Here is a 19,610-nt window from a genome sequence, read left to right on the forward strand (position 1 = left end):
GGAACTTTTGATAATGATCTTGCCCTAAGGCAAGATTTAAAAATTGGCTTTCGTGGTGTATGCTCTTTAATTGCCGTGAACAATTTCTTTCCGTATGCGGCTTAGCGAGGTGTCTGTAATGCCCAGGTAAGAAGCGATGTGCTTCAACGGAGCTTGCTGGATTAGGATGGGTTTTTCTTTAATGAGACGCAGGTAGCGACTGGTCGCAGGTTCGGTGATCATGGCTATTGCCCTGTTTTTGCTGTGAACCAGTTCTGTTGCCATCCACGAACGCCCCCATTCCCTAAACTCAGGAATACGATGAAATAGCTCCTGGTGATCTTCAAACCGTATTTTCCAAAGCTTTGTGTCCGTAAGGGCCTGAATATTTTCCACTGTCGGTGTGCGCTGGAAAAAAGAAGCAACTTCGATCACGACATCGTTGTCGCTGCAAAAACCGATGGTAACTTCATTGCCTTCATAGTCGTGTAAAAATGATCGGGTAAGGCCATATTCAATTAAATAGTAGGCATTGGCAACCTGGCCTTTGCTTAATATAAACTCACCTTTTTTTATCGTAATGGCCTGATGTTTCTCTTTTATGGAATTCAGTTCATCAGGCGTAATTGCGAGGTCACTGTAAAATGTTCCTATTAGATCCATGTCCTTGGTTTATTTGATTACGTAGTGAATTTAAAGATAAATCTTGAAATGCATTATTAAGCTATTGTGTGATTATTGTAAATAAATAAAGGATTTGTTGTTAAATTGATTTGTTTGAAGAGTGTTTATTAGTAAAAGTGTAATAAAAATAAAAAATTATTATGAATTTAGTTTTTAATTGTTTTACTTTGTATCAATAACATAATGTAAAAACGAAATATTTAAAATTTTCATAATATGTGTGGAATTATTGGCGCTTTTGAATTGAAGCAACCTGCAGACTCATTGAGATCCCAAGTATTGGAAATGTCAAAACGTATTCGTCACCGTGGTCCAGATTGGTCTGGTATATTCACTGGCGAGAAAGCTTTATTGGCGCATGAACGATTAGCTATCGTTGATCCGAAATCGGGTAGTCAGCCTCTATACAGTCCGGATGGTAAAGTTGTACTGGCTGTGAATGGCGAAATCTATAACCACCATGAATTAAGAAATAGTCTTCCTGATTATGAATTCGCAACACAAAGCGATTCCGAAGTAATATTGGCGCTTTATCTGGCCAAGGGGCCATCATTTGTCGATGAGTTGAACGGTATCTTTGGTTTTGCATTATATGATTCACGTGATGATTCCTTTTTTGTCGCACGTGACCACATGGGAATCATCCCATTGTATTATGGAAAGGACACCCAGGGGCAATTGTTCGTGGCATCTGAATTAAAGTCGTTGGAAGGTTTCTGTGAGACGATTGAACAATTTCCTCCGGGACACTATTTGTATAGCAAAGAGGGTACGGTCCCGCAACGCTGGTACCAACGGGATTGGGAAAGCTACGATACTGTGAAAGATAGCGATACTGATATTGCTGTCTTGCGTAAAGCCTTGGAAGATGCAGTACATCGTCAGCTGATGTCTGATGTGCCCTATGGTGTATTGCTGTCGGGTGGACTTGATTCCTCTGTAATTGCTGCTGTGACCAAAAAATTTGCGTCCAAGCGGATTGAAACAGATGACAAAGAAGAAGCCTGGTATCCACAATTGCATTCTTTTGCCGTCGGATTAAAAGGAGCTCCGGATTTAATTGCGGCACAAAAAGCGGCGGATCATATCGGGACAATCCATCATGAAATCAATTTTACCATACAAGAGGGCCTGGATGCTATCCGTGATGTAATCTATCACCTGGAGACCTATGATGTCACGACTGTGCGTGCTTCAACACCGATGTACTTATTGGCACGTGTGATCAAATCCATGGGGATCAAAATGGTGCTATCAGGTGAGGGTTCTGATGAGCTTTTTGGTGGTTATCTATATTTTCACAAGGCTCCAAATGCGCAAGAGTTTCATGAAGAAACTGTGCGTAAGCTGAAAAAACTATACCTTTATGATTGTTTACGTGCCAATAAATCACTGGCAGCCTGGGGTGTTGAAGGGCGCGTACCTTTCCTGGATAAAGAATTTATGGATATCGCCATGCGCATCAATCCATCGGATAAAATGATCCGTGATGGCCGAATGGAGAAATGGGTCGTGCGTAAAGCTTTCGAAGATTATCTTCCTGAAAGCATTGCGTGGCGTCAAAAAGAACAGTTTTCGGACGGTGTTGGGTATAGCTGGATCGATACCTTAAAAGAGCAGGCAGAGAGCAAAGTTTCGGATCAAGAATTTGCGGCCGCTGCCGAGCGTTTCCCCGTCAATACGCCGAAGAATAAAGAGGAGTTTTTGTACCGCACGATATTTGAGTCGCATTTTCCGTCTGCTGCAGCTGCGCAGACCGTTCCTTCGGTAAAATCGGTAGCTTGTAGCACACCCGAAGCGTTGGCATGGGATGCTTCTTTTCAGAACCTGAACGACCCGTCAGGTAGAGCTGTAGCCTCGGTACACCAAGAAAGTTACGAGAAATCCAAAGTGGAAGCCGTGTAGATAATCAACCGACCATATACTAATGCTGTAAAGCCTAAGGAGAATTTCTTAGGCTTTTTTGCGATACAGTCAGTAGAATTAAGCAAAGTCAAATGGCCTCACAACCTTGAATTGCATCTAAAATGAATATGTTTTTTGAATTATCTTTAGTAATTTTCGGAAAAACCGATCCCACCTAACCTAAGGGTAAGGGATGTGAACAATTAAATACAAATGAAAGGATATACGAAACAACGAAATTTAAAGTCTTTTGGATTAGCGTTTTTGCTATTGAGCATGAGCAACACAGTTATATTTGCACAGAATAAAGATGCTGTCGTCGCAGCTATTGTCCAAGAAGCCCAGGCCAACTCCCAGCTTGAAAACTATGCATTTGAACTTGTTGATATGATCGGTCCGCGGTTGGTCGGGAGCCCACAGATGCAACAGGCACACGACTGGGTAGTCAAACAATATACTGCACTTGGTGCGGACGCGCGAAATGAACCTTATGGAGAATGGCGTTCCTGGGAGCGCGGAACCTCTCAAGTAACAATGACCTACCCCCGAATTAAATCACTCGAAGGGACACAGCTGGCTTTTAGTCCAATGACAAAGGAAAAAGGTGTGGAAGCTGAAGTGATAGCGATGCCGCTGTTTGGTTCTCAAAGCGATTTTCAATCTTGGTTAAATAGTGTAAAAGGTAAAATTGTCCTGATCGGAATGAACCCCATTTCAGGTCGGTCGGATGGCAACTGGAAGGAATCGGCCTCTGCTAAAGCTTATGAAAGATATCAGAACCTCAAAAACGAGCAGCTCAGGCAATGGGAGCTGAGTATGTCCTATACAGGAAGTACCCGCCGTACTTTGCCGGTAGCCTTAGAAGCTGCAGGTGCTATAGCTGTGATCGATTCCTATTGGACGGAACTGCCGGGCATCACGCGGATTTTTGATGCAAAATCCAAACAGATTCCGGTCTTTAACCTTGCTTTGGAAGATTATAGTCTCCTTTATCGCATGGCTGAGCGTGGGGTCAAGCCACGGATACTTTTGCAAGGAAAGTCCAAAGAGCTCGGAACCGTGAAGACGTATAACAGTATTGCCGAGATCAAAGGGAAAGAAAAACCCAATGAATATGTGGTTTTGTCAGCACATTTGGATTCATGGGATGGGGCTTCGGGCGCGACGGACAATGCAACAGGCGTTATCACCATGATGGAAGCAGTTCGGATCTTGCGAAAAGTATATCCCGATAATAAAAGAACCATTCTGGTGGGTAACTGGGGTAGCGAGGAACAGGGATTGAACGGCTCATCGGCTTTTGTGGAAGATCATCCGGATATTGCCAAAAATATACAGGTCGTATGGAATCAGGACAATGGAACTGGACGTATTGTACGTATAGCAGGAAGCGGTTTTGAAAAGGCTTATGAATACATTGGTCGTTGGTTGCAATGTCTGCCCGAAGAATTTCGCAATGAAATCCAGACGAGCTTTCCTGGAATGCCGGGAACCGGCGGAAGCGATCATTCCTCATTTGTCCAAAAAGGCATTCCGGCCTTTGGTCTTTCTTCCACCTCTTGGGATTATGGTAAAGTAACCTGGCATACCAATAGGGATACCTATGACAAAATTGTCTTTGATGAAGTCCGGCAAAATGCAATTATTGTTGCGGTGCTGACTTACCTGGCCTGTGAGGAACCGAGCTTGGTATCGCGTGACAAAATTGTGTTGCCCCTAGACAAAACAGGTAAACAAATGGAATGGCCAACAAATTTGAGGGCCAAAAGAACAAGTGCTAATTAATGACGGAGCAGCTTGTACTTACTATTGTATTCCTTTGAAGGCTGTTCAAATGGTTGCCGGAATAAAGATAATGTTGATTAGAGACAACTATTGTCCCAAAAGAGCAAAGGCGCCTTTCTTTCTGATCGGCGCCTTTGTTTTTAAAGATATGCTCGTTTATTTTCTGAGATGCTGATTAAAATAATCTGCAATTTTCTCGTACATATGAATGCGGTCTTTACCCATGACGTTATGTTCGTGGGTGGGGTATAAGAAATAGTCGACCTGTTTGCCAGCTTTAATGCAAGCCTCCAAAAATTCCATGCTGTTTTGTTGTACAACGACCGGATCCTGTGCCCCATGGATGATCAATAGACGTCCTTTTAGTTGATCCGCTTTATTTAGTAAAGACGTTAATTTGTATCCTTCAGGGTTTTCCTGAGGTGTGTCCATATAACGTTCACCGTACATGACTTCGTAGAACTTCCAATCAATGACCGGTCCCCCGGCGACTGCCGCTTTAAAAATGTCGTTATGATGTAACATGAATGACGTGGTCATAAAACCACCAAAGCTCCATCCAAAAATCCCCATGCGCTGTTGATCGACAAAGGATTTTGATTTCAGGAATTCAATCCCCTTTAATTGATCAGCCATTTCATTTTGGCCAAGGTTGCGGTGGGTAGCGGTGTAAAAATCACGACCACGGTAATTGGTCCCCCGGTTGTCCATTGTAAATACAAGATATCCCTGTTGCGCCATATAGAGATCAAAGTAGCCAGCACCACCTAGCCATTTGTTGGAAACCAGTTGAGAATGGGAACCACCGTACAAATAGTACATGACCGGATATTTCTTGGCTGGATCGAAATCATTTGGATAAATAATACGACCGGTCAACGGGTATTTGCCATCTGCCGAAGTCAGTTGGACAAATTCTATTTTTGGGTTATTGATTTTTCCGTTAAATGGATTGTCTGCTTTGACCAGTACAGTTCCCTTGCCTGATTTGACCGCTTTGATCTGAATTATATTCGGCGTCTTTAGGTTGCTGTATTGATCATATATGAATTTCCCGTCCCCACTCAGGGATGCATGGTGTATGCCTGATTCATTTGTCAGCTGTGTGGTTTTTCCGGATTTAAGTTCTACCTCAAATAATTGACGGTCGATGCCATTGTTGGTGACGCCAATATAGCTTACTTTGTTTCCATCACCTGAGAAATCCAGTAGGTTTTCCAGTACAATATCCTGATATCCTAGTTTTTTGATCAGCTTACCCTCAGTATTGTAGAGATAAAGTTGGTTGTAGCCATCTTTGTCGGATTGGTAAAGAAATTGATCTGGTTTATTGGGCAAGAAGGTTAGCGGGTTTTCTGGTTCTACCCAAGTCGTTGCGGTTTCCTCAAACAATGTTTTAACCAATGCGCCAGTTTCTGCATTGTATTTGTTGAACTTTAGGTCATTTTGATCCCGGTTGAGGACGCCCACGTAGATAAATTTACCTGATGGATCCCAGGTTACGCTTGTAAGGTATTGCTCACTATGATCTCCGGTCTGTAACGTTACTTTTTCTCCTGTTGCAGTGTTATAGACCACCAGGGTTACCTCCTCTGATTTTTGCCCGGTCATGGGATATTTTATCCATTTGATTTCTGCAACTTTGGGGCTCCACTGCGGCAGCGGATAATTGGCAACCATGGTTTCATTCTTGCGGTAGTAAAGCAGCTTGTCATTTTGAGTGTTCCACCACATTCCTTTTTTTATGCCAAACTCCTGGCGATGGGTATAATCGCTGCCATTGACGATGCCTTTATCCTTGTCATTGGTTACCGCTGTTATTTTTCCATTTTTGTCAACGATAGCAATATTGTTGTCAACCAGATAGGCAATTTTAGAAAAATCTGTGCTCACTTCACGGTTGGCTCCCTGGCTATCGTTACCGATAAAATGTTCGATGCTTTTAGATTTGCTATTATAGGTTACCGAATATACCTTGTTCTTTCCATTGACCTGGAGCAACAGCGAAGTACCGTCAAGCCATTTGTAGTCGTAAGGAAACATTTGCAAACTGAATGTTTCGTTTGGAATCGCGGTTCTTAAGGCTGTCTCGAGTTCTGTTTTTGACAGCACACTCATTTCGGTCCAGTTGTTTGCCGCGCTTTTGGCGAGCAGGTTTTGATACGATTTATCGAGGTAAGAGAGGCTGTTTGATTTTGGGATCCAGGAAGCTGCAGTGATAGATTCCGGTGCGTAGGTGCGTGGTCCAAATACCGTTTCTTCCAAATTAAGGTTTCGCTGGGCATGGCCGGTTAAGGCACTTGCCAACAAGAAGAATAGCGCAATTCTTTTCATTAGAATAATTTATTTTTAATGATGCCATACCGATCATAAGTATTTTTTCATGCCCTCATAATGGTATTTGCTTGTAGATTTTATAGGGCTAAATTAGGTAAATAGCCCTATAAAACCTAGTACAGAATTGTTGCTTATCTAACTGAAATTGCTGTGTTGAACTATAATTTGCGGAGCCAGATATTTCTGAACTGGACCAGATCGCCGTGATCTTGCAGGACGATGGGCCCCGGGCCATGACTTACTTGCTTAGGAAGTCCAATATACTCAGTTGTACCATCAATCTGGGTGTTATTCTGAACGACCACGCCGTTATGGAGGACGGTAACCGTACCTTTGCTGATTAATAGACTATCTTTGTTAAATTGAGGTGCTTTGTAGATGATGTCGTATACATGCCATTTGTCTGCTACGATGACCTGCGCCAGTGGCGGACGTTGTTTGTAAAGACTTCCTGCTCCCCCGTTGACATAAGTCGGGTTATTATTATTGTCCAAAACCTGGATTTCATAAAGACCTTGCAGGAAAATACCACTATTGCCCCTGCCTTGTCCTTCGCCTTTGATTAGCTCCGGACTCTTCCACTCGATATGGAGTTGAAAGTCGGCGAAATGCTCGGCTGTTTCGATGTTTCCACTTCCAGGTTTTACTTCAAGGGTATTATTGGCGACAGTCCAGTTTGCTTTTCCCTTTTCGCTCTTCCATTTGCTTAGGTCCTTTCCATCAAAGAGCACAATGGCGTCGCTCGGGATTCCCTTGTCAAGCGTTATTGTAGGCGGAACGGGACTGTAATATTCGGTATCGCTGGGCTTCATATTCGTTTGGGCATGAAGTGCACTGGCACCACATAAGATCGCCAATGCTAGTACTGAAGGTAAAGAAAAGTTCATCTGTTGGTTTTTTGTTGTAGTTAAACTTAGGAAAATTTGTTTTTAAATACAATTATAATTTCAGAAATAGAGAATATTTGCCTCTCACATCTATTAAAGGCTATTGCGGTAGATTTCCGCATAGAATTTCTTGCACTTATTGTTTTTTTGATTTGCAACAATTTGTTTAGGTTTGTACATGGCAACCATTATACAGACAGTATCGTTGAAAGAAGCGCGGTTTTTTGCGCCAATAGGGTATTACGAAGAAGAACAGATTCTGGGTAACGAATTTTTTGTGTCTATTGATGTTTGTTTTCCTTTTCGTAATACGGAAACGGAAGAACTGCGCAATACATTGAACTACGAAGAGTTGTACCAAATTGCGGCGAAGGTGATGCAGCCCCAAAGAAAGTTACTGGAATCTGCGGCAGCAGAAATTTTAGAACAGATCAAAGCTGCTGTGTTGCATGCCGAAATGATTGAGGTTGTTATCCGTAAATCAAACCCACCTTTTGGCGGAGATCTATCCTGTTCGCAGGTGAGTCTTAAATACCTGAAAGATTAATTTTCAAACTGGACCAGCAAAAATTAGCAATGCATGCTTAATTTTGCGGACCCATTGTATAAAAGTATTATTTGGTCAAATGAATATTTATGATCTTGTTATAGCCGATAAGGAAAAGGTTGCGCTAGAAGACGTTTTTTTAGCGGAGGAAAGTCGGCAGAAACTGCAGCAGCTGATTAAGGAACATCGTTATATTCAAGTACTCTCACAATATGGTCTGCCCGTTAGCAATAAGGTCCTTTTGCACGGTTATTCGGGGTGCGGAAAAACAACGACCGCAAAAGCGCTTGCAGCAGCACTCGACAAACCCATCTATGTGTTGAATTTGAGTAATTTGATTTCATCCCGTATCGGTGAAACTTCACAGCATATCAAACAGGTATTTGATAAAGCAGGCCGTGAAAAAGCTGTTCTGTTTCTGGATGAATTCGATCAAATCGGAAAAGCCCGTATCAGTGAGGAGAAAGATGTGGGGGAGATGCGCCGCCTGGTAAATACGATTATCCAATTAATCGACTATTTTCCCGCAGAGGCCGTGCTGATAGCAGCAACTAATCATCCCGAAATATTAGACACCGCGATTATCCGGCGATTCCAGCTTCGTCTGGCGTTTGAATTGCCCACCCCTGCACAGTTGGATGCTTACTACGATAAATTATTTTCCGCATTTCCGGAGTATGAGGTATCAATATCACGTATTTATAGCGTTTCTTACGCCGAGGCAAAAGATTATATCTACGATGCAGTTAAATTTTTGCTAATTTCTACACTGGAACAACGCGATGATGAGAAGTAAGAAAGCTAACTGCCGATAAGTTAATGTTTTGTAAAATTAAATACCTGTGAAAAACAGTTTATGTACTGCGACGTTATTGCTATAACAGATAGTGGGATCTTTGCAATGACAAGAATGTTCATTTTTAAAGCTATTTTTAGTTAAATTATGTCAATATGGCATTATTAATTATGGTTGTGTGACATTTTGTCTTTTTTTTACAACTGGTATGCGAATTGAATATCCCCTATAAAAGAGTTAGAAAATACAGCTTAACAAAATAAAAAATTAGGAGGACAAAAAATGGCATTAATTAAATTCCCTACAAAAAGTTTGAATACCGACGCAGTAAACCCTTTTGTGAATACCGTATTTGACAATCTATTCAACGATAATTTTATTTCAGATCGTTTGGTGTCACGTGTTCCAGCGGTAAATATTTCGGAATCTGAAAAATCATTTAAGATCGAAATGGCTGCTCCGGGATTGGATAAGTCAGATTTTAAAATCAACGTGGATAAAAATCTGATTACTATTTCAGCTGAGAAAAAAGAAGAGCAAGTAAGTGAAGAGAAATTATATAGCAAAAAAGAATTCAATTATAGCTCGTTTTCAAGATCATTTACCTTGCCTGAAACCGTTGACTATAGTAATATTGAGGCAGCCTACGAAGGTGGAATATTGATCTTGACTGTTGGAAAGAAAGAAGACGCAATTATTGCAAAGCGTTTGATCGAAGTTAAATAGTTTAAGTAACAGACATACCTTGACCTGGGGTGGAGGGATGTTTCTTAAGATAGTTTTTAGGTTTAGTTTATGTTTTAATCCCTCGGAATTCACTTGTATTCCGAGGGATTTTTTTTATCCAACTTCCTCGTATCCCGCAGCACGGGGTACTTTGGCGAGATATGGTTCCATTTCTTCAGGTAATTTGGTCAGTTTTCGCCGCTTTAAATCTAGCCAGGCACCATCAACATGGACAGTACAACATAGTGCACCGTCTTTACGGTAGACCTGATGTACAAAAGAAAATCGGCTGTTGTTTTTGTTGTATTTGGTTAATTCTACCTTTACCTGTACATATTCGTCAAGATGCACCTCCTTGGAATAGATTAGCTCTTCTCTAAATAGAATGGGGCCGATCTGGAACTCGGCAAACTTATTCAACGAAAATCCCATTTTATTTAACATATTGCTCCGTGCCTGTGCACAGATATCTGCATAAGCGGAATGGCGCATATGTCTATTGGCATCGATTTGCGCCCAAATGACCTGTCCCTCATAAAATATATTTTCCATAATTATTATCCTGATTTGCCTCCTTTTTATAAACAATTTACATAATTTTAAGTTAAGCTGTAACACTTTGTTTGTTTGCCATACTTATTAACTGAAAAGATCTTAAAAGTAAAATTTACCAGGTGGCCCATTCGGAAACAGAATTTCTTCGGTTGATTGACGAAAATAAAGGAATTATCGTCAAGGTGAGCCGTATGTATATGGATGATCACGACGGGCGGCAGGATCTCTATCAGGAAATTGTATATCAGCTCTGGAAATCCTACCCAACGTTTAAACAGCAAAGTAAGTTTTCGACCTGGATGTATCGGGTGGCCTTGAATACAGCCATCGTATTTTTAAAAAAGGAAAAGAAACACCAGATTTACGATAGCCTCCAAGAACGACATGATTTTCCGGAAGAGGCTTATGATTCGGAAAAGGACGAACAGTTAAAAATATTCTACCAGGCAGTACATGAACTGAATGCAATAGAAAAAGCATTGATCTTTTTATTTTTGGAAGGTCAGAGCCACCGCGAAATAGCTGCACACCTAGGGATATCCGAAGTGAATGCACGGGTCAAATTAAATCGTACAAAAGAGCGGATTCAACAAATCATTAAAAAATACAATTATGAATTTTGATGAATTAAAAAAATCTTGGCAAGAACAGCCTACAGATGAGGATTTACAAAATCCAAATCTCAAACACTATAAGGAAGTCGGCAATATCATGGCTAAACTGAGACGCAATATCAAACGTGAATTTATTTCCTGGGTGGTGTGCATGTTTTTCCTGATTGCTGTTCCCATGCTTCCAATCTATAAAATCTCGGGGTATGCGGCTTTTGCGTATTACTTTTTTCTTGTACAGATTTCTTTATCGAGCCTGCTGTATTACCGGAGATTTTATTATCTGATAAAAAGCGCCAAGCAGATTGATCTGCTGGCATCCCGTGAGCATCTCCTCAAGCTTTATTATGACCTCAAATATGCCGTGGAGACCTATCGTATTGTTGCCTATGTCATGATTCCGCAAGGATTATTTCTGTATCTAATTATGATCGGCCAAAATAGGGCTGTCGCTTGGTTTGAAAAATTATATCATTTCAAAGAAACTCTCCAGCAGGATCCTAATTTTATACTGTGGATGATCCTTTCGGCTCTTATCTCCATTGTAATTATTGTGGTGATTACCGAAATTATGATCCGTGCCTACTATGGAGATTATCTCAAGCAGATCAAAGAAAATTTGGACGAAATGGAAGTTGAATAGTGTTATTTGAAATGGCTAAGCCACAGTTGAAAACAATGAATTTTTATTTTCAACAAACCCTGATACGAAAAAGGTAAGGTTTTTGTTCCATTTATTCGTTACTTGTTTTTTTTAAGCTAAGGAATATTCAGTTCGTTTTCATAAGTGTTTGTGTTTTCGAACATGGATATTTTGTATCTTGTTTTCGAAAACCCTTGTCCATGATGTACAATCCAACCAAGAAATTACAGCGTAGTTCCCAAATCTTAAGCATATTGGCAAAATATGGTTTCAAGGATGCCATTGCCCGACTACCTTGGAAGGGAGCAAGAGCGAGCTTAGAACGTAATATTGATGTTGACAAGATTAGTGTGTATACACGTATCCGAATGGCCCTGGAAGAGCTTGGTCCTGCTTTTATTAAATTGGGACAGTCAGCTTCTACGCGCGAAGGTCTGCTCCCAAAAGATCTTGTCGAAGAACTCAAACGGCTCGAAGACAATGTTTCCCCTTTTGAAGTTGATATCCGGGAATATCTTGCTAAGGAACTGGGATTAGACGTTAGCGAACAATTTCAAACGATCGAAGCACAGCCCTTTGCCGCCGCATCGATCGCGCAGGTATACAGGGCAACATTGAAAGATGGTACAGAAGTCGTTTTAAAGGTACGCCGGCCGGGAATTGACGAGATCATGCGCATTGATCTTGCGCTCATGCGGGATATTGCTAAGATTCTGACCATGTACAATGATGCACTGGAAAATCTTAATCTTTCTTTGATCGTCGAATCTTTTGCGATGACCATGCAGGAGGAGATGTCTCTGGTCATCGAACGCCATAACGTCGAACGGTTTGCTAAGAATTTTAAAGGCAATAAACTGATAAAGGTTCCTAAAGTCTATCCTGATCTGTCCACTGACCGTGTGCTTTGTATGGAGTATCTCGACGGATTCAAAGTGACAGATATAGCGGAAATTAAACGACGGGGAATGGATGTGGAAACCTTGGTGAAAAATGGTATTAACCTTTACCTGGAACAGGTGATTATCCACGGCTTTTTTCATGGCGATCCGCATCCCGGTAATATGATGGTGCTGCCCGACGGCCGTATTGCCTTTCTGGACTTTGGCAACATGGGTAAATTGCTGGGAATTGACCGGCGGCAGCTCGAAGAGTTTATTCAGTCCGCGATTTCTGAAGATGCGGTTCGGCTTGCCGACGTTATTGAAGATGTGGCTGTCGTGAGCCATATTCCAGACAGGAATCAGTTTGAACGCTCTCTGTATGAAATATTTGATATGATTGATAATGTCTCCTTGGGTGATCTTAGCCTCGATCTGCTGTTCAATAAACTTTGGAAAATCATTGGTGATAATCGGTTGTATTTTCCAGAATATATTTATCAGCTTATGCGTGGCATCTCTCTGATGGAAGGCATCGGTCGTCAGCTTTATCCTGATCTGAATATCATGGAGAGCATTAAGCCTTTTGCGCGACGGATCATGATGGAGCGGCTTTCACCAGAGGCTATTTTCAAGAAAGGAAAACATAAAATCGAATCTTTTGCGCGGGATGTTGAAAAGCTTCCCGAAGATATGCGTGCCTTGGTGCGCCTTTTTCGTACGGGTAATTTTACCCTGAACCATCGCTTGATCAGTGCGCGTTCCTTTAATGCTATTCTCCGTAAAGGAGTAAACCGGATTGTGATCGGCATTATGTTTATGTCCCTTAACTTATTGGGCGGAATGGTTATTGTTGCGCGTATTGAACCGAGATGGTGGGGTATTCCTGTTTTTGCCTGGATATGTCTAGGCTCAGCATGGGTCTTTGCTGTCTATTTATTTATTGCGATGATCCGTGCGAAGGATAACGATTAAGTTGCTTGCTGTTGTTACCCTATTTTTTTGTGTAAATCCTGTATTAAAGTAATAGCATCATAAAATATGGAAATCAATCTAATCGGAAAAAAGGCATTGATTGGCGCCAGTTCCGCCGGTATAGGAGCCGGGATTGCCAAAGTGCTGGCATCCTGTGGAGCATCAGTCACCCTAGCCTCGCGGAATGAGGAGAAATTGAAACGTACCTTGGAAAGCCTGGATACCTCAAAGGGGCAGGAGCATCAATATATCCTAGTCGATTATAATGATCACGAAGCTTATAAAATGAAAATAGATGATTATTTTCGGTCAAATAAAGTAGATATTTTGGTCAATAATTCCAATGGACCGCAGGCGGGGACGATCGACCAGAAAAATCTGACAGACTACCAACATGCTTTTGAACTTTTGTTTCAAAATCACTGTTATACGACTTCTTGTGCATTACCCTATATGCTGGCAAATGGATATGGACGTATTATCAATGTATCTTCCTCCACGGTTAAGGAGCCTGTGTCCAATCTGGTATTGTCAAATACCATACGTACGGCATTGATGAGCTGGAGCAAATCCCTTTCGGACGATGTTGCCAAGGAGGGCGTGACTGTCAACAGTATATTAACGGGCTTATTTGATACCGAAAGGATTCAATCGTTGACCAATATGGATGCCCAGCGTTTAGGGATTTCTTATGAGGAGGCTTTACAGCTACGATTAAAACAGGTACCAGCAGCACGCTTGGGGGAGCCTGATGAATATGGTTATTTGGTTGCCTTTGTTTGTTCTGCGTACGCCAACTATCTCACTGGAACCAATATTCCCTTGGATGGTGGTCTATTAAAAGGCTTTTAAGTTGAAAAGAAAGTTTGCTCGAAAAATGATAGGGAAGCACTCCTGCTTGGCAATACAGGAAAATACGTTTATGGTTAAAAAGCTGTAAACTAACATTGGCTATCCAATTTTTGGATAGCCTATGCTAGTTTGTATGATTTTAAAAATTTTGTTTAGTTCAACACCAATTCAGTATTGACAATAATGTCCACCTCAGAGGCAACGGCTTCTACACCTGAAGGTAATTTGTCATTATATTTTATGCCAAAATCATGACGGTTGATTTTTGCTTTTGCAGTAAAGCCCGCACGTGTTTTTCCCCAAGGATCGGTAATGACACCGCCATTTTGAGTGACATCAAACGTTACTTTCTTAGTGACCTCGCGAATGGTCAAATCTGCGACCATGAGGTATTTTCCTTTCATCTTGGCGCTTTTGAATGAAACTGATTTTAGGGTCATTTTTGGAAACTTATCTGCAGCGAAGAAATCATCTGTTTTCAAGTGATTGTCACGTGCCTCAATACGGGTGTCAACACTGTTGACATCAATGGAGAAGTTTACTTTTGCATTGTTGAAACTTGTAGCGGTTGCTGTTTCAACTGTTCCTTCAACTTTTGTAAACTCGCCATCCACGAAGCTGATACCAAGGTGTTTTACATCAAATCTTGCATTGGTGTGTGCAGGATCGGCAGACCATTTTACTTGCGCTACAGCAACATTAACCATTAATGCTGCTATGGCCAGAAATTGGAAAAATCTATTCATGTTATTTCTATTTGTTATTTATCAAACGTTTAATTGTTCAAAATGTTTGTTTGAACAAGCTTTTACAAAGGTGGGGTAAACTTGAATAGAAAACATTGATGTAGGTCAAGAATTTCGATTAGGCTTCAAAATCTGTCTTTTTAAGCGGCTCAAAAACTCTTGCGTCACCCCGAGATAGGAAGCTAACTGCATGTTCGAGATCCTCGGATATATTTTGGGATACCGCTTGATAAAATCCAGATAACGTTCCTGAGCCGTAAAACCTATACTCGATATGATGCGGTGTTGGGAGGCAATTTGTGCTCGCTGGGCCATAATTCTGGAAAGCTTCTCGTAGATCGGATGGTCTTCATAGAGTTTATCTTTATCCGTTTTCGAAAGCGTAAGTATGACCGAATCTTCCAGGGCCTGGATATTTTGCAAGGCTGGTTCCTGATAATTAAAACTGGCAATATCACCCACCCACCAGTCTTCAATGGCAAATTGCAAAATATGTTCGATACCATCTGCCGTAACATAGAACGACTTAAAAAGACCACTGACGACATAAGCTTCATAGTGGCAGATTTCACCTGCCCTTAAAAAGTATTCCTTTTTCCGGATTTTTCTGACATGATAACGCGATACAATATCATTTAATTCTTCTTCGCTGACATGAATGCGCTGTTTTACAAATTCCTTGAATTGTTCCATTAGGGTGTAAAATACAAAATTTTGTTTTGCGAATTTAATAAGCTAAGCGATTTTAGTCAATTTTGAGCGTAAAATAATTTGATGTGCGTGATTGGTATGAAAAATAACAATAATTGCGGGATTTATTATTGCACCGGCATAGTAGTCTGTTAAATGAACATTTTGGTGTAATATTTGAATAAAGACAAGCTAATTCCGTTTGGTTTCACCAATAATTGGTATCTTATATAGAAATTTTGAATTTTGGTAGAAGTCCAACGTTAAATATGTTCTAATGAAGTTTGTAGCACCGAATAAACTCGAAAATGATAAGGTCGTATTAAAGTTACTTGATCCAGGCGATTTTGATATCCTGTATCAAGTAGCGAAAGATCCCTTGATATGGGAGCAACATCCTAATAAAGACCGTTGGAAAGAGGATGTCTTTCGGTCCTTTTTTGATGCTGCGCTGGAGAGCAAAGCTGCGTACCTTATTCTGGATAAAACGACAGGCGAATGCATAGGAAGCACCCGATATTATGGTTTGAATGAGGTTGAAAAATCTATTTTTGTTGGCTTTACCTTTTATGCAAGGGCCTATTGGGGAGCAGGGATAAATCCTTTGGTCAAGGAAATGATGTTCGACTTTGCTTTTAATTTTGTGGATAAGATCTATTTGCATGTGGGTGCCGAAAATTATCGTTCACAAAAAGCGGTAGAACGTTTGGGTGCAAGCAAGGTCGCTGAGAAAATGGTCTCCTATGTCAACGAGCCCGAACGGATGAACTTTGAATATATACTGGAAAAGTCCACATGGCTTAGAGCCAAGCGATAAGCAGTTTATCTCTTCGTAGAATTATCCCTTTACTCCGCTCAATATGCTTCCGATAATAACAGTCAATACAATTAATGTAATGATGATATAGAGCTTATCTTTTTCAATAACAAAACCAAATAGGGAGCCAATCACCCGGACTATCGGTGTGCAGATCAGGAGCAAGACCCCAAGTTGTATGATTTGGGGAATATTTTGGTTGAATGCTCCTACGATAATTCCTGTAATGGTCGTATTGGACTTACCCTCTCCGATAAAATCGCTGTAGTTGGGCACTGCATCCTGTCCGTGGACGATCAGGTACCAGATGCCACCGATCATCAAGATAGAAGAGGCGAGGATAACACCGATCCGTAAAATCTGTCCCACCAAAAGGGAGATATCCTTATCGTCCCAATAGTTTTTTGAAAATACCTGTTTCATCTGTAATCTTTATTTTTTAATGTTATGACCAGCGCCCGAAACGGTACGTGCTGAAAATCAACCGTGGAATGATCCATCTAAAATTTTTGTTGAAACCCATTAAATATCATCTCCAGTGCCACTAATGTGATCGCAATAGCGAAAATAATACGCAAGGTCTTGGGGTTCATTCTCTTCAAAAGCTTTGAGCCTGTAATTGCACCACAAAGTACACCTAGAATTACTGGAAAAGCAATCCCTGGATCCATATAGCCTCGTTGCAGATAAACTACAGCTGAAGCCGCGGCGGTTACCCCAATCATAAAATTGCTTGTTGTTGTACTTACTTTAAATGGAATTTTCATCATGCTGTCCATGGCGAGTACTTTAAGGGAACCGGAACCGATACCAAGCAATCCCGATAGAACGCCGGCGACGCCCATCAAAGAAAAACCGCCGAGCACATTGGTCAGTTTGTAGGGGACAAGCTTACCATTCAAAGGGTAGGTACTGTTCAATTTTAACCTTTCGGCTAAAGCTGAGCCACCAGAAAGAGCATGTTCATTTTTCTTGCGTATAGTCATTGCTGCCGAAAAGATCAGTACTACGCCAAAGATTATAGCGATGGTATTTGTCGGCATATAGATCGCGATAATAGCACCAATGACAGCGCCGATCGTGGTTGCAATTTCTAAAAACATTCCAAGCCGAATATTGGTGATTCCTTCTTTTACGTAAGCGGTGGCTGCCCCCGAAGAGGTTGCTATCGAGGCCAGTAAGGCTGCCCCAATGGCGTAACGAATGTCAACGTGAAAGAGGAGAGTCAGCAATGGAATCACGACGACCCCTCCACCTAAGCCCGTCAGTGACCCTAAAAGCCCTGCTACAAATGCACCCAAAAGGAGGATGAGTGTAAAGGTGAGAATAGTCATATATTTTGTTTGTTGCTCCCGGGTATCAGATATACCCAAGAAGGTAATTTGTTGTAAACTTAAGGGCTTTTTGTTGTTTTTGAAACTTTATGATCCGAATAGATACAAATGTTACACCAATATGTATCCTTAGGGAGATACAGCATTGCAAGCCACAGCTTATCGCAGCGTTGAGGCTGTTAATGTTATAAGTTGTTGCATATCAGAGGAAAACTATTGTTCTTGAAGTCTTTGTTAAACGCTCTGCCCGGTCGGAGATATCGTAGATGATGAAAGAACTAGCAAGGTTGGGACAGTGACTTAAAAAAAACTTAAAATTTAACCATTCGAGGGGAGAAGTTCTTGCCTATAAAAAAGCAGAGGAAAAAAAGTTAAAACAGTACCGGGAACTTAAAAGAAAATGGGCTAATTTCTGTTAGCCATATAGTATTCGAGCCGGTAAAAATTATAAAGGTCTGGTATGAAGGTCGCGAAGGCAAACTAAAGTTGGGGAGCTTCTATTGCTGGTTTAGGAAAATTGAGTACAAATATGTGCGCTGAATGTTCAGTATCGGCTTTGTATTCGATGCTGGCCTGCTGTGAATCCATAATGCGTTTGACGATCCGGAGCCCTAAGCCTGAGCCGGTAATTTCAGATGCGTTTTCACCACGGCTGAATGCATCAAAAATACGCTTTTGGTCATTGGGGCTGAGCGATGGACCATGGCTGGTAACCATTATTTTTAACCATGTTGTAGACTCTTGTATAACTACCTCTACCTCGGGATTGTACGAATATAGCGCTGCATTTTTGAATAGATTAGTAAAGGCAATTTCAACCAATTGAGCGGAACAAAATAAAGTCAGTTTGGGCTCTGCGATACTTTTGATGGAAAAATTGAGTTGCAGATTGGGAAAGGTCTTTGCTACCTTGTCGTATGCAGTAAAAATGATTTCATCAATGCGTTCTTCCTGGTAGGTTGCCTGTAATGTTGCTGAATCAAATTTTGAAAGTAACATCAGTGAGTTTGTTACTTCGGAGAGATGCTGTGTTTCTTTTGAAATATTATCAAGTACATGGCCGACGCGTTCATCAAGCTGATATTGATGTCGGAGATTCTCCAATTGAAATGATATTCTGGCCAGCGGCGTCCGTAGTTCATGGGATGCGCTGGAATTGAACTCTTTTTGCGATTCAAATGCATTGGACAATCGTTTCAGCATCGTATTGAATGCTAAGGTCAATACTGCGATCTCATCCGTGTTTCCCGTATATTTAACAGGATTGGTCAACTTACTGGCATTGATTTGTGTAATGTCTTTTTTGAGTTTGTCTAATGGGTTCAATAAACGGAGGATAAGGTTGTAACTAAAGATCCAGACCAGCATAGTACTCAATAAAAACAAAATCGTTAATACGATGGCCAGGTGATCCAATTTTTCATTGCCCGAGTAATCTTGTGCTTTGACCAAAAGATAATAAGCTTGTTTGTCCACCAGGTAATATTTGCCCATTATTTCATATTGATCCTGCTTATAAAAAATACGTTTTTCATTTTCCAAACGGTTTACAATAGCCTGATCCCAGATAATTGTTTTGTCTTTTATTGTGCTGAAAACAAGTTTTTTATCCTTATTCAGAATAATGACATCCTCATAAAAGAGGCCGTCTTCGATATCCTGAAAATAAGTTTTATAAGATTCAGGGTCGAAGGAAGGTGCGTTAGCAATGTAATGAGAAATATAGTCCAGTTTATCCTCCAGGCGCCGACGGAATTGATCAGTTCTGAAATCGACACTGGCATAATAGATAATAAGCATTGCAATTCCAAATAAAACGGAGAAAGCAATGCTAAAACTGATCGCTATTTTTTTTTTCAA

At 41.0% G+C, this 19,610-nt stretch carries 19 protein-coding genes; 10 read left to right on the forward strand and 9 right to left on the reverse strand.

Features of this window, described 5'->3' with window-relative positions:
• Positions 1–66 precede the first annotated feature (66 nt).
• A complete protein-coding gene (locus tag HPC41_RS24050; protein ID WP_172396631.1) occupies positions 67–642 on the reverse strand; it encodes a Crp/Fnr family transcriptional regulator in 576 nt (191 codons plus the stop codon).
• Between the two features lie 237 nt (positions 643–879).
• Between HPC41_RS24050 and asnB the strand changes: the two genes are divergently transcribed.
• Positions 880–2,568 carry an asparagine synthase B gene (gene asnB, locus HPC41_RS24055; RefSeq protein WP_172396632.1) on the forward strand — a complete coding sequence of 563 codons (1,689 nt, stop codon included), beginning with the start codon at positions 880–882 and terminating at the stop codon, positions 2,566–2,568.
• Positions 2,569–2,781: 213 nt separating this feature from the next.
• Complete coding sequence (locus HPC41_RS24060; RefSeq protein ID WP_172396633.1) at positions 2,782–4,353, forward strand: M20/M25/M40 family metallo-hydrolase; 1,572 nt, start codon at positions 2,782–2,784, stop codon at positions 4,351–4,353.
• A 156-nt stretch (positions 4,354–4,509) separates the two neighbouring features.
• On the opposite strand, the gene HPC41_RS24065 is transcribed toward HPC41_RS24060, so the two are convergent.
• A complete protein-coding gene (locus HPC41_RS24065; RefSeq protein ID WP_172396634.1) occupies positions 4,510–6,687 on the reverse strand; it encodes a S9 family peptidase in 2,178 nt (725 codons plus the stop codon).
• Positions 6,688–6,848: 161 nt separating this feature from the next.
• Complete coding sequence (locus tag HPC41_RS24070; RefSeq protein ID WP_172396635.1) at positions 6,849–7,577, reverse strand: 3-keto-disaccharide hydrolase; 729 nt, start codon at positions 7,575–7,577, stop codon at positions 6,849–6,851.
• Between the two features lie 178 nt (positions 7,578–7,755).
• Here HPC41_RS24070 and HPC41_RS24075 point away from each other — a divergent pair, with 178 nt between their 5' ends.
• The 3 genes from HPC41_RS24075 to HPC41_RS24085 all read left to right on the forward strand — a co-directional run bounded on the left by HPC41_RS24075 (position 7,756) and on the right by HPC41_RS24085 (position 9,646).
• Complete coding sequence (locus HPC41_RS24075; protein WP_172396636.1) at positions 7,756–8,124, forward strand: dihydroneopterin aldolase; 369 nt, start codon at positions 7,756–7,758, stop codon at positions 8,122–8,124.
• Positions 8,125–8,203: 79 nt separating this feature from the next.
• On the forward strand, positions 8,204–8,920 hold the full coding sequence (locus HPC41_RS24080) for an AAA family ATPase (RefSeq protein WP_172396637.1): 717 nt from the start codon (positions 8,204–8,206) through the stop codon (positions 8,918–8,920).
• Positions 8,921–9,202: 282 nt separating this feature from the next.
• Positions 9,203–9,646 carry an Hsp20/alpha crystallin family protein gene (locus HPC41_RS24085; protein WP_120262112.1) on the forward strand — a complete coding sequence of 148 codons (444 nt, stop codon included), beginning with the start codon at positions 9,203–9,205 and terminating at the stop codon, positions 9,644–9,646.
• A gap of 114 nt (positions 9,647–9,760) precedes the next feature.
• Here the strand turns inward: HPC41_RS24085 and HPC41_RS24090 are convergent, their stop codons facing one another.
• Entirely contained in the window at positions 9,761–10,198 is a 438-nt protein-coding gene (locus tag HPC41_RS24090; RefSeq protein ID WP_172396638.1) for an acyl-CoA thioesterase, read from the reverse strand.
• A 122-nt stretch (positions 10,199–10,320) separates the two neighbouring features.
• Here HPC41_RS24090 and HPC41_RS24095 point away from each other — a divergent pair, with 122 nt between their 5' ends.
• From HPC41_RS24095 to HPC41_RS24110, 4 genes are all read left to right on the forward strand, one after another.
• Positions 10,321–10,824 (forward strand): RNA polymerase sigma factor, encoded by a 504-nt coding sequence (locus tag HPC41_RS24095; RefSeq protein ID WP_172396639.1) that lies wholly within the window; start codon positions 10,321–10,323, stop codon positions 10,822–10,824.
• Entirely contained in the window at positions 10,814–11,455 is a 642-nt protein-coding gene (locus HPC41_RS24100; protein WP_172396640.1) for a hypothetical protein, read from the forward strand. Before HPC41_RS24095 ends, HPC41_RS24100 begins: the two co-directional genes overlap by 11 nt.
• Positions 11,456–11,655: 200 nt before the next feature.
• Positions 11,656–13,311, forward strand: coding sequence for an ABC1 kinase family protein (locus tag HPC41_RS24105; protein ID WP_172396641.1), 1,656 nt, complete (start codon positions 11,656–11,658; stop codon positions 13,309–13,311).
• Positions 13,312–13,377: 66 nt separating this feature from the next.
• Entirely contained in the window at positions 13,378–14,163 is a 786-nt protein-coding gene (locus tag HPC41_RS24110; RefSeq protein ID WP_172396642.1) for an SDR family oxidoreductase, read from the forward strand.
• A 152-nt stretch (positions 14,164–14,315) separates the two neighbouring features.
• Here the strand turns inward: HPC41_RS24110 and HPC41_RS24115 are convergent, their stop codons facing one another.
• Entirely contained in the window at positions 14,316–14,909 is a 594-nt protein-coding gene (locus tag HPC41_RS24115) for a YceI family protein (RefSeq protein WP_172396643.1), read from the reverse strand.
• Between the two features lie 105 nt (positions 14,910–15,014).
• Positions 15,015–15,602: a Crp/Fnr family transcriptional regulator gene (locus tag HPC41_RS24120; RefSeq protein WP_172396644.1), complete on the reverse strand. Its 588-nt coding sequence runs from the start codon at positions 15,600–15,602 to the stop codon at positions 15,015–15,017.
• A gap of 274 nt (positions 15,603–15,876) precedes the next feature.
• Between HPC41_RS24120 and HPC41_RS24125 the strand changes: the two genes are divergently transcribed.
• On the forward strand, positions 15,877–16,416 hold the full coding sequence (locus tag HPC41_RS24125; RefSeq protein ID WP_172396645.1) for a GNAT family N-acetyltransferase: 540 nt from the start codon (positions 15,877–15,879) through the stop codon (positions 16,414–16,416).
• A gap of 21 nt (positions 16,417–16,437) precedes the next feature.
• Here HPC41_RS24125 and HPC41_RS24130 read toward each other — a convergent pair whose 3' ends face one another.
• The 3 genes from HPC41_RS24130 to HPC41_RS24140 all read right to left on the reverse strand — a co-directional run bounded on the left by HPC41_RS24130 (position 16,438) and on the right by HPC41_RS24140 (position 19,610).
• Entirely contained in the window at positions 16,438–16,839 is a 402-nt protein-coding gene (locus HPC41_RS24130; protein ID WP_172396646.1) for a DUF1634 domain-containing protein, read from the reverse strand.
• Between the two features lie 77 nt (positions 16,840–16,916).
• A complete protein-coding gene (locus tag HPC41_RS24135) occupies positions 16,917–17,750 on the reverse strand; it encodes a sulfite exporter TauE/SafE family protein (RefSeq protein WP_172396647.1) in 834 nt (277 codons plus the stop codon).
• A 480-nt stretch (positions 17,751–18,230) separates the two neighbouring features.
• Complete coding sequence (locus HPC41_RS24140) at positions 18,231–19,610, reverse strand: sensor histidine kinase (RefSeq protein WP_172396648.1); 1,380 nt, start codon at positions 19,608–19,610, stop codon at positions 18,231–18,233.

This window comes from Sphingobacterium prati, from assembly GCF_013167215.1.
GTDB classification, from domain to species: Bacteria; Bacteroidota; Bacteroidia; order Sphingobacteriales; family Sphingobacteriaceae; genus Sphingobacterium; species Sphingobacterium prati.

Coding starts and splice junctions, on each gene's coding strand:
- HPC41_RS24050 (WP_172396631.1), bottom strand. CDS start 642: ATGGATCTAATAGGAACATTTTACAGTGACCTCGCAATTACGCCTGAT.
- asnB (WP_172396632.1), top strand. CDS start 880: ATGTGTGGAATTATTGGCGCTTTTGAATTGAAGCAACCTGCAGACTCA.
- HPC41_RS24060 (WP_172396633.1), top strand. CDS start 2,782: ATGAAAGGATATACGAAACAACGAAATTTAAAGTCTTTTGGATTAGCG.
- HPC41_RS24065 (WP_172396634.1), bottom strand. CDS start 6,687: ATGAAAAGAATTGCGCTATTCTTCTTGTTGGCAAGTGCCTTAACCGGC.
- HPC41_RS24070 (WP_172396635.1), bottom strand. CDS start 7,577: ATGAACTTTTCTTTACCTTCAGTACTAGCATTGGCGATCTTATGTGGT.
- HPC41_RS24075 (WP_172396636.1), top strand. CDS start 7,756: ATGGCAACCATTATACAGACAGTATCGTTGAAAGAAGCGCGGTTTTTT.
- HPC41_RS24080 (WP_172396637.1), top strand. CDS start 8,204: ATGAATATTTATGATCTTGTTATAGCCGATAAGGAAAAGGTTGCGCTA.
- HPC41_RS24085 (WP_120262112.1), top strand. CDS start 9,203: ATGGCATTAATTAAATTCCCTACAAAAAGTTTGAATACCGACGCAGTA.
- HPC41_RS24090 (WP_172396638.1), bottom strand. CDS start 10,198: ATGGAAAATATATTTTATGAGGGACAGGTCATTTGGGCGCAAATCGAT.
- HPC41_RS24100 (WP_172396640.1), top strand. CDS start 10,814: ATGAATTTTGATGAATTAAAAAAATCTTGGCAAGAACAGCCTACAGAT.
- HPC41_RS24105 (WP_172396641.1), top strand. CDS start 11,656: ATGATGTACAATCCAACCAAGAAATTACAGCGTAGTTCCCAAATCTTA.
- HPC41_RS24110 (WP_172396642.1), top strand. CDS start 13,378: ATGGAAATCAATCTAATCGGAAAAAAGGCATTGATTGGCGCCAGTTCC.
- HPC41_RS24115 (WP_172396643.1), bottom strand. CDS start 14,909: ATGAATAGATTTTTCCAATTTCTGGCCATAGCAGCATTAATGGTTAAT.
- HPC41_RS24120 (WP_172396644.1), bottom strand. CDS start 15,602: ATGGAACAATTCAAGGAATTTGTAAAACAGCGCATTCATGTCAGCGAA.
- HPC41_RS24125 (WP_172396645.1), top strand. CDS start 15,877: ATGAAGTTTGTAGCACCGAATAAACTCGAAAATGATAAGGTCGTATTA.
- HPC41_RS24130 (WP_172396646.1), bottom strand. CDS start 16,839: ATGAAACAGGTATTTTCAAAAAACTATTGGGACGATAAGGATATCTCC.
- HPC41_RS24135 (WP_172396647.1), bottom strand. CDS start 17,750: ATGACTATTCTCACCTTTACACTCATCCTCCTTTTGGGTGCATTTGTA.